The sequence below is a fragment of the Oleiphilus sp. HI0132 genome (assembly GCF_001635845.1).
Map to the genome: position 1 here is coordinate 1 of NZ_LWGJ01000475.1, position 1,183 is coordinate 1,183.

2 protein-coding genes are annotated in these 1,183 nt (G+C 44.0%); both read left to right on the forward strand.

Annotated elements, in window-relative coordinates; genetic code table 11:
* Nucleotides 1–723 (forward strand): glutathione S-transferase family protein (locus tag A3766_RS05810; RefSeq protein WP_068641898.1); only part of this gene is annotated, 723 nt, incomplete at its 5' end.
* A gap of 40 nt (nt 724–763) precedes the next feature.
* On the forward strand, nt 764–1,183 hold a 420-nt coding region (locus A3766_RS05815; RefSeq protein ID WP_197479358.1), incomplete at its 3' end, for a pirin family protein.

A 1,183-nucleotide genomic window follows, 5' to 3' on the forward strand; every position in this document is an offset into this window, starting at 1 on the left:
GATGTGACGGTAGTCGACCCGATAATGTTAGAAAACGGTTGGGAAGTTACCGACCCGCTGTACGGTTTTCAATACGCTTACCAGCTTTACATGCGCGCTGATAGCCAATACGAGGGGCGGGTTACGGTACCGGTTTTATGGGATAAACAGACCCAAACGATTGTCAGTAATGAGTCGTCTGAAATTATTCGCATGTTTAACTCAGCCTTTAATCACCTAACTGGCAATACTGATGACTATTATCCAGAGGGCTTGCGTGAGTCGATTGATATGATTAACGAGCGAATTTATGACTGCATTAATAACGGTGTTTATCGTGCAGGTTTTGCGACGACGCAAGAAGCCTATGAAGACGCTTACCATCAATTATTTGATGCCCTAGATTGGGTAGAAGGCGTACTGTCTAAGCAGCGTTATCTGTGTGGATCAACACTAACCGAAGCTGACTGGCGTCTATTTACGACACTGATTCGATTCGACGCTGTTTATTTTGGACACTTTAAAACCAATAGACAACTGATAGCGAGTTACCCCGCGATGAGTTCTTATGTTCGCGAGCTGTATCAAGTGCCAGGGGTGGCCCAGACAGTGAATTTTGAGCATATCAAAACCCACTATTACGCCAGTCACCTTACGATCAATCCGACGGGGGTCATTCCTTTAGGGCCTGAACAAGATTTCGATTTACCCCATGATCGAGACCAGTTGGAAAAAGCTAACTAACGATCTCAGTCACTATTTTCATCAAAAGTAAGGAGTTGTCATGCTTTATTATCGAGCTGCTGACGAACGAGGTAAGGCCAACTTTTCTTGGTTAAATAGCCAACATAGCTTTTCGTTTGGTCACTATTACGACGCCGATCACATGGGAGTTTCGGTACTGAGAGTCATCAATGATGATGAGGTTTCCCCCGGTGCGGGTTTTGATAATCATGGTCATCGAGATATGGAAATTATTTCTTATATATTGGAGGGGGCTATCGAGCACAGAGATAGCACAGGAAATCACTTTATAGTGCCTGAGGGAGAGGTTCAGCGTATGAGCGCAGGGTCAGGGATTATGCACTCTGAATTTAACGCATCTAAAACCGAAGCATTGAAGTTTTTGCAAATTTGGATCAGTCCAAATGTAAAACTCATTGAACCTAGTTACGAGCAAATGCCCATCTTACAGTCTTCGACA